The organism is Rahnella sp. NRRL B-41462 (assembly GCF_003263525.1).
Taxonomy (GTDB): domain Bacteria; phylum Pseudomonadota; class Gammaproteobacteria; order Enterobacterales; family Enterobacteriaceae; genus Rahnella; species Rahnella aceris.
On record NZ_JYDF01000144.1, the window covers coordinates 1 to 6,944 of the forward strand.

Annotated in this window: 6 protein-coding genes and 2 pseudogenes; 2 read left to right on the top strand and 6 right to left on the bottom strand. The window is 49.8% G+C overall.

Annotated elements, in window-relative coordinates:
• Positions 1 to 210: transposase (locus tag UC14_RS24835; protein WP_198670118.1), on the bottom strand; the 210-nt coding region annotated here is incomplete at its 3' end.
• Positions 211 to 286: 76 nt separating this feature from the next.
• Here UC14_RS24835 and UC14_RS24845 point away from each other — a divergent pair.
• Positions 287 to 700: pseudogene (locus tag UC14_RS24845) on the top strand (IS30 family transposase); the annotation flags it as partial.
• A gap of 297 nt (positions 701 to 997) precedes the next feature.
• On the opposite strand, the gene UC14_RS24850 reads toward UC14_RS24845, so the two are convergent.
• From UC14_RS24850 to norV, 3 genes are all read right to left on the bottom strand, one after another.
• Positions 998 to 1,354: a DUF1971 domain-containing protein gene (locus UC14_RS24850; RefSeq protein WP_112198640.1), complete on the bottom strand. Its 357-nt coding sequence runs from the start codon at positions 1,352 to 1,354 to the stop codon at positions 998 to 1,000.
• A 167-nt stretch (positions 1,355 to 1,521) separates the two neighbouring features.
• The gene (gene norW / locus UC14_RS24855) at positions 1,522 to 2,655 is read right to left on the bottom strand and encodes an NADH:flavorubredoxin reductase NorW (RefSeq protein ID WP_112198641.1); all 1,134 of its coding nucleotides are present in this window, start codon (positions 2,653 to 2,655) and stop codon (positions 1,522 to 1,524) included.
• Positions 2,652 to 4,082, bottom strand: a complete 1,431-nt coding sequence (gene norV, locus UC14_RS24860) for an anaerobic nitric oxide reductase flavorubredoxin (RefSeq protein WP_112198642.1) — start codon at positions 4,080 to 4,082, stop codon at positions 2,652 to 2,654. The genes norW and norV overlap by 4 nt, the downstream gene beginning before the upstream one ends.
• A gap of 220 nt (positions 4,083 to 4,302) precedes the next feature.
• Between norV and norR the strand changes: the two genes are divergently transcribed.
• A complete protein-coding gene (gene norR, locus UC14_RS24865) occupies positions 4,303 to 5,817 on the top strand; it encodes a nitric oxide reductase transcriptional regulator NorR (protein WP_112198643.1) in 1,515 nt (504 codons plus the stop codon).
• Between the two features lie 308 nt (positions 5,818 to 6,125).
• Here the strand turns inward: norR and UC14_RS24870 are convergent.
• A pseudogene (locus UC14_RS24870) lies at positions 6,126 to 6,470 on the bottom strand (tellurite methyltransferase); the annotation flags it as partial.
• A 59-nt stretch (positions 6,471 to 6,529) separates the two neighbouring features.
• On the bottom strand, positions 6,530 to 6,944 hold a 415-nt coding region (locus tag UC14_RS24875; protein WP_157962157.1), incomplete at its 5' end, for a transposase.

Sequence of the window (6,944 nt, forward strand, 5' to 3'; positions counted from 1 at the left end):
CAGCGTGAGGCGAAAGACGAGTTTGAGCATCAGAACGGTGGAAATGGCCAGCTCGGAATAACGTTGAGGACGACCACGTGAAGAGGTTTTGGGTTCGTCATACCAGGCCTGAATGGTCGACTCATCAAGCCAGAATGTCAGTGAGCCCCGATTGACGAGGGCTTTGTTGTAGACGTTCCAGTTGATGATTTTGAACTTTTTTTTTGCCACGGGATACCGCTACAGGATCGAGAATGTGGTGATCTGATCCTGATTATGGCCAAAAGTTCGATTTATTCAACAAAGCCTCGTAACCATCGTAGAACGCCATTCCCACTTTGTTATACTGGCCAAAATTAGGGACAACAAGACCATAACCGTTATATCTGCACTCATCAAACAAGCCCGGGAATTACCTGGTGAGCTTTATAAAACACTAACATGGGATCGGGGGGCTGAAATGACCAGCCACACCAAGTTTACTATAGCCACAGACATTCAGGTTTATTTCTGTGATCCTCAATCTCCCTGGCAACGCGGTTCAAACGAAAATACGAACAGATTGCTCAGACAGTATTTTCCAAAAGGAACTGACTTACCGGTACACAGCCAGCAAAGACTAAATAGTGTTGCCAGACAGCTCAACGAGAAGCCGAGAAAAACGCTAGACTATGAATCACCCGCAGAGCGGCCCAATCAGTGTGTTGTATCCATCGCTTGAACTCACGCCAATAATGGACCTTGACAAATGCACGTTAAGCATTTCTCCACTTAACATTGCGGTATGCAATTTACGCGGTCAGACTGGCTTGCTTCAATCATTATTGTTTCCAGTGGTTCATGGCTCAACTCATCCGCAAAATTGTCGTAGCGGATCGCGCGACTCATTACTGAAAATACGGGTAAACACCCTAGCGCGTATCCGCGTCCAGATAGTAGTAGGTGTTGTTTCACCGGTCCAGAAAGGCGTGCTACGCGTGTGCAGATAATGAAAGGGAATAGCTATTCGATTCATTAATCAGTCCTTATGTGTGTTCACTACCTGACCAAAACCTTTACCGGTCAGCTTTGCCTCAGGTTCGGTAAAAAAGTCGATATTGAAATATGTGTCTTCGGTCAGAAGTTCTATACGATGCCATTTTTGCGGTGGGCTAATACCAAAATTCCCGGCCTCAATCACCAGTTCCAGATCCGGTGCCTTATTTTCAGCATCCGGGAAACCAAAGTACTTCACTGTGCCATGCATGACAGACAGGCGACCATAGACTCCCGCTTTCGTATTATGATGACTCAGAAGGGCAGCAGGAACATTTGATTTGTCAAAGAATGGGGTAGCACGCGTATGCACGTAATGTGAAGGAATAGTGAGTTTCATAGATAACCTCATAATGTCGATTCAGGACGGGATGATTGATAATTAATTTTTTTCGCTATAATGCTCAATAACGCGCTGACGGGGATGTATCGCGGTATTACACCACAGTGACTTCTTTCAATGGCGCCCGTGTCTGTACAACAAAGGCTCTCTCGCAAAATAAAGGACTAAACCTGCAATTCCCGCAACAACCCAAATGCCAGTTTCATATGCGCTTCGCTGACGATGAATGCCCGAAGCTGCTGCGCTTCATTATAGCCTCTGGCGATTAAACCCTGCGGATCGGCTGTAATTTGCCAGCTTAAATCCGTACGCTGCGTTTCACCTGCCAGATGTAACGGTAGCTCAGGTGTTTTCACTTTCACCAGCATGGCAGGCAGCGTCAGTCCCTCGGTAGCACCCAGCAAATTTTTGGCAAGCGTCATGGCACTACACTGAATGGGCTGCAGGAACGGCAGTACTTTGCCATCGATTTCAGCGCAGTCTCCCAGTGCGTAAATATGGGCATCAGACGTCTGTAACTGGCGATTGACCTGAATACCGCGGTTTACTGCAAGCCCGGCGTGCTGCGCCAGCCCAACGTTTGGACACAGCCCAATAGCGGCCACCACGGCGTCAACGTCAACGATACGGCCGTTGCTCAGGGCAGTACTGATCCCTTGTGGTGTTTTGCTCAGCGACTCCAGACGTTGATTAAATAACAGCTCAACGCCCATTTGATTCAGGCGATGCTGAAGGCGGCTACTGACCTCTGCCGGCATCAGCGAGGCGAGCAGGCTTGCGGAATTATCCACCACAATGACCTGTTTACCCGCGCGGCAAAAATCCATTGCCAGTTCTGTACCAATCAGACCAGCCCCCAAGATCATCACCCGACGGGCATCACGCAGCGACGTTTCACAAGCCAGGAACTCCTGCTGGCTGTTGAGTGTCAGCATCAGCTCTTTGCCGGCAATGGGCGGAAGCAGGGCGTTGGAGCCGGTCGCCAGTACCAGTTTGTCGTATGGCCATTGCTGGTCGCCACACTTCACCAGGCGTTCACGAGTGTTAATCTCAGTCACCCAGCTGTTCGCATTCAGTGCCAGATTAAATTGCTCAGCAAACTCCCCGGCATGTTGCCGGGTGAGGTCGTTCGCACGTTGATTCAGGCTGATGACATGGCTGAGATCGGGTTTGTTATACTCGTCCATGCTGTCGGCGGCAATCATGCGTACGGGAACCTGCGCATCATGCTTACGGATATTTTTCACCAGTTGGCGGGCGGCAAAGCCCGAACCGATGATCACAATGCCATGATTCATTTTACCTCCGTCGCCAGCACATCAAACACGTCTTTCCCCAGTGAGCATTCAGGGCACAGGAAGCTGTCGGGTACATCGTTCCATGGCGTTCCGGCGGCAACATCCTGCATTGGTTCGCCGGTTTCAGGATAGTAAACCCACTGGCAAACACTGCACTGCATACGTGGGCCGAGGTCGGCATCGCTTTTCGTTTCCACAACGCTCTCTTGTGGCGCCACATCGATGGTGGCAGCCAGCGCCCACTGTTGGGCAAGTTCACGACCGTGGGCACGGCAAATATCCTGCGCATCGCCATCCGGACGCCATTTGGCTTTCAGGCTCAGCGACATTTCCAGACCTGCATCCTGTAAACGTGTGGAAAGGCGGTCTACAGCACCGCCGCTCCAGCCGTGTGAACCGAAGGCACTGGCGCGTTTATTCCGAAAACGCAGACCGGTCATCTCTTCAACCAGACCGGCAATTTTCGGCATCATCACGTTATTCATCGTAGAGGTGCCCACCAGAACGCCTTTGGAGCGGAATACGTTCGTCAGGACTTCGTTTTTATCACTACGGGCGATGTTAAAGATTTTCACGGCCACGCGTGGATCGGCTTCCGTGATCCCCTGAGCGATAGCATCAGCCATCATGCGGGTGTTATTGGACATGGTGTCGTAGAAAATAGTGATGCGATCTTCCTGGTAATCAGCCGCCCACTTCAGATACAGCTCGACGATTTGCGTTGGGTTTTCACGCCATACCACACCGTGTGAAGTGGCAATCATATCGACAGGCAAATTGAAGCCGAGGATTTCGGTGATTTTCGGCGTCACCAGGCGGCTGAATGGCGTCAGAATGTTGGCGTAATAACGCTGGCACTGCTCGAACAATTCAGCCTGATCAACTTCATCGTTAAACAGATGTTCATCGCAATAGTGCTGGCCAAAAGCATCGTTACTGAACAGCACTGCATCGCCTGTCATGTATGTCATCATGCTGTCCGGCCAGTGCAGCATTGGCGTTTCAACAAAGATGAGTTGCTTGCCATTGCCAATATCCAGGCTGTCGCCGGTTTTCACCACATTGAAATTCCATTCCGGATGATGATGATGCCCGTTGATGGAATCAATACCGTTGGCAGTACAGTAAATTGGTGTGTTCGGAATGTAGGACATCAGCTCAGAAAGAGCGCCAGCATGATCTTCTTCCGCATGGTTGATAACAATATAGTCGAGGGTGTTCAGGTCAATTTCACGTGCCAGGTTCTGGACAAATTCGCGGCTAAATTTATGATCGACAGTATCGATAAGCACCGTTTTTTCTTCTTGAATCAAATAACTGTTATAGCTACTGCCGCGCAATGTTTTGTATTCGGTACCATGAAAATCACGCACTTCCCAGTCACGTTGTCCAACCCACTGGATGTTGTTTTTAACTAAAATAGCCATTTGTCATTACCTTAAATAGAATTAAAAAATGCAGCTCATCTGCCCTATGTAGCATATGGCGTGCCAATTATTTAACCAATTGATTTATAATAATTTTATATCAGTTACTGATTGACGTAATTGTCAATATGACTATGCCAAGGATTGTCGCATTGACAAGTAAATTGTCTTTTTGACAGTACTAATGTACGTTAGCGAGACTATTTTTATGGAGTCGCTTATGAGCCTGTCGATCACCTCTCTTGCCAATATTGCCATTGACCTGCAACGCGGCATTTCTCATCAGGATCGTTTTTCCCGTCTGGTCCGCGCCCTGCGCCTGCTGTTAGGCAGCGATGCCACGGCTTTACTGCGTTATGAGGCGCGGCAGTTTCGTCCACTGGCTATAGATGGTCTGGCGCAAGATGTACTCGGGCGGCGTTTTGATTTAGATGTCCATCCACGTCTGGAGGCGATTGCGCGTGCGGGTGATGTGGTGCGCTTTCCGGCAGACAGTGAATTACCCGATCCTTACGACGGTCTCATTCCCAACCACACGGATTTAAAAGTCCATGCCTGCCTTGGTCTGCCGTTATTTGCCGATCAAAACCTGATTGGTGCATTAACCGTGGATGGCATGGACCCTTTACAGTTCGACCATTTCAGTGATGAAGAGTTACGCTTAATAAGTGTGCTGGCGGCGGGTGCGTTGAATAATGCCCTGTTAATGGAACAACTCGAAAATCAGACGTCTGCGGTGGCGACACTTCCCCTCACCACCCGAACAGCCAGCGCTAAAATGGTGGGATTGTCTGCGGGAATGATGCAGCTCAGGAAAGAGATTGAGAGCGTCGCGGGCTCCGACCTGAATGTGTTAATCACCGGAGAAACCGGTGTTGGTAAGGAACTTGTGGCGCGCGCGGTACATAACGGGTCGGCACGTGCGGCAAACCCACTGATTTACCTGAACTGTGCGGCGTTGCCAGAAAGTGTGGCGGAAAGTGAGCTGTTCGGTCATGTAAAAGGGGCATTTACCGGAGCCATTCACCATCGAACCGGTAAGTTTGAAATGGCAGATAACGGCACGCTTTTTCTTGATGAAATAGGTGAATTGCCCTTAACGCTGCAGGCAAAACTGCTGCGGGTTTTGCAGTATGGTGATATACAGCGTGTGGGGGATGACAGCAGTCATCGTGTGAATGTGCGGGTACTGGCGGCGACCAACCGCGATCTCAGGCAGCATATGCTGACAGGAGAATTTCGGGCTGACTTATTTCACCGTTTAAGCGTGTTTCCTCTGCATGTGCCGCCACTGCGCGAACGGGATGACGATATCACGTTGTTGGCTGGTTTTTTCTGCGAGCAAAGTCGCATAAAAATGGGGTTAAAACAGGTTTCGTTAAGCGATGCTGCCCGTGAGTTACTGCGCGGTTACGACTGGCCAGGGAATATTCGCGAACTGGAACACGCACTGTATCGTGCCACTGTGCTGGCGCGTTCTGGCAAACCGGATGGTGAAATCTGGCTTCAGCCTCAGCATTTTCAGTTGGCGGATGCAGAAGTTAAATCTGTGAATACCCGCGTTGTGGCCGCGCTTGTGGTCGATAATTTGCGTGCAGCGACAGATGATTACCAGCGCCAGATCATTATCAGTACGCTGGATGCTAACACAGGCAACTGGGCTGCCTGCGCCCGACAATTACAACTGGATGTTGGTAATTTACACCGTCTGGCAAAACGCCTTGGCGTGAAATAGGGTACTGTTGCTAATCGGGTTGCTGGCTCTCTTAAATTGAGTACGGTACAAGCATCAGAGTTAATCCGCAGTATGCTTAAAGCATACGTTAGTCTAAACTGGTACAGAGCATCACTGAAGCGGATGGAATAAATAAAACGCCGTATCGGTTGAATTATATTGATGATGAAAGAGTTCTACACTGGGAGCCTAGATTTTTCCGTCACCCCGGTTTTAGCACGGCAACCAGCGCATTAGGATCACTAATCTCATTGCTGCTCTGGAAGGTGCAATGGCCATTCAACAAAATGTGTTGCTTGGCTATCGTTTTAAGATTTACGCGCAAGTATTGTCGCGAAGCGCAGTTTGATTCGATTACCCTCGGCGTCGGTTTTATGTAGCTGACCGACGTCTTCATTGTACTTAATGAGTTCCCAATCCTGATAGTAATCACGAAGCTCACCGGCTTTAAACGCAAATGGGAAACCGATGTTGCACGGAAAATCTTCAGTGTCCATCGCCGCCACAATCAGGTTATAGCCACCCGCTTTCGTGCAACGCTGCATATTGGCAATCAGGCCTGGAATTGTGTCGCGCTCAAGGAACATCATCACCACGGTTGAGAGGATAAAATCGTACTCCACTTCAAAGGTCAGTTCGTTAAGATTAACGATATCAGGGCTTTGTTGAATAAATCGGATTTAGATAAAAGCTCCCCTCGTCGCTGACTTTCTCAGGCAATCCGTACGCTTTCTGGCATGCCTGCACGCGTCATTTTGTTTAATGCGCGGATCATGGCCATAGCCTCCCCAACCTGCGCATCATAATCCCGCAACGTAAGATGCCCACCAAACAGCTGTTTGACACGGTACATTGCCGTTTCAGCCACCGAACGTCGGTTGTAAGCCGTGTGCCATTTCCAGTACGCATTGCTTCCCGTGAGCCGTTGCCGGGCAACCGCCTGATTTCTGTCGGCATACTCAGCCGACCAGTAACCCGCTCGGGTTCGCGGCGGGATAAGTGTTTTGATTTTCTTACGCCGCAGTTCGTCGTGGCACCGTCTGGTGTCATAAGCTCCGTCGGCTGAAGCGACCCTGATTTTCCGGTGTGTCTGGTGGATAAGTCCCGGGAATGCTTCTGCATCAGTC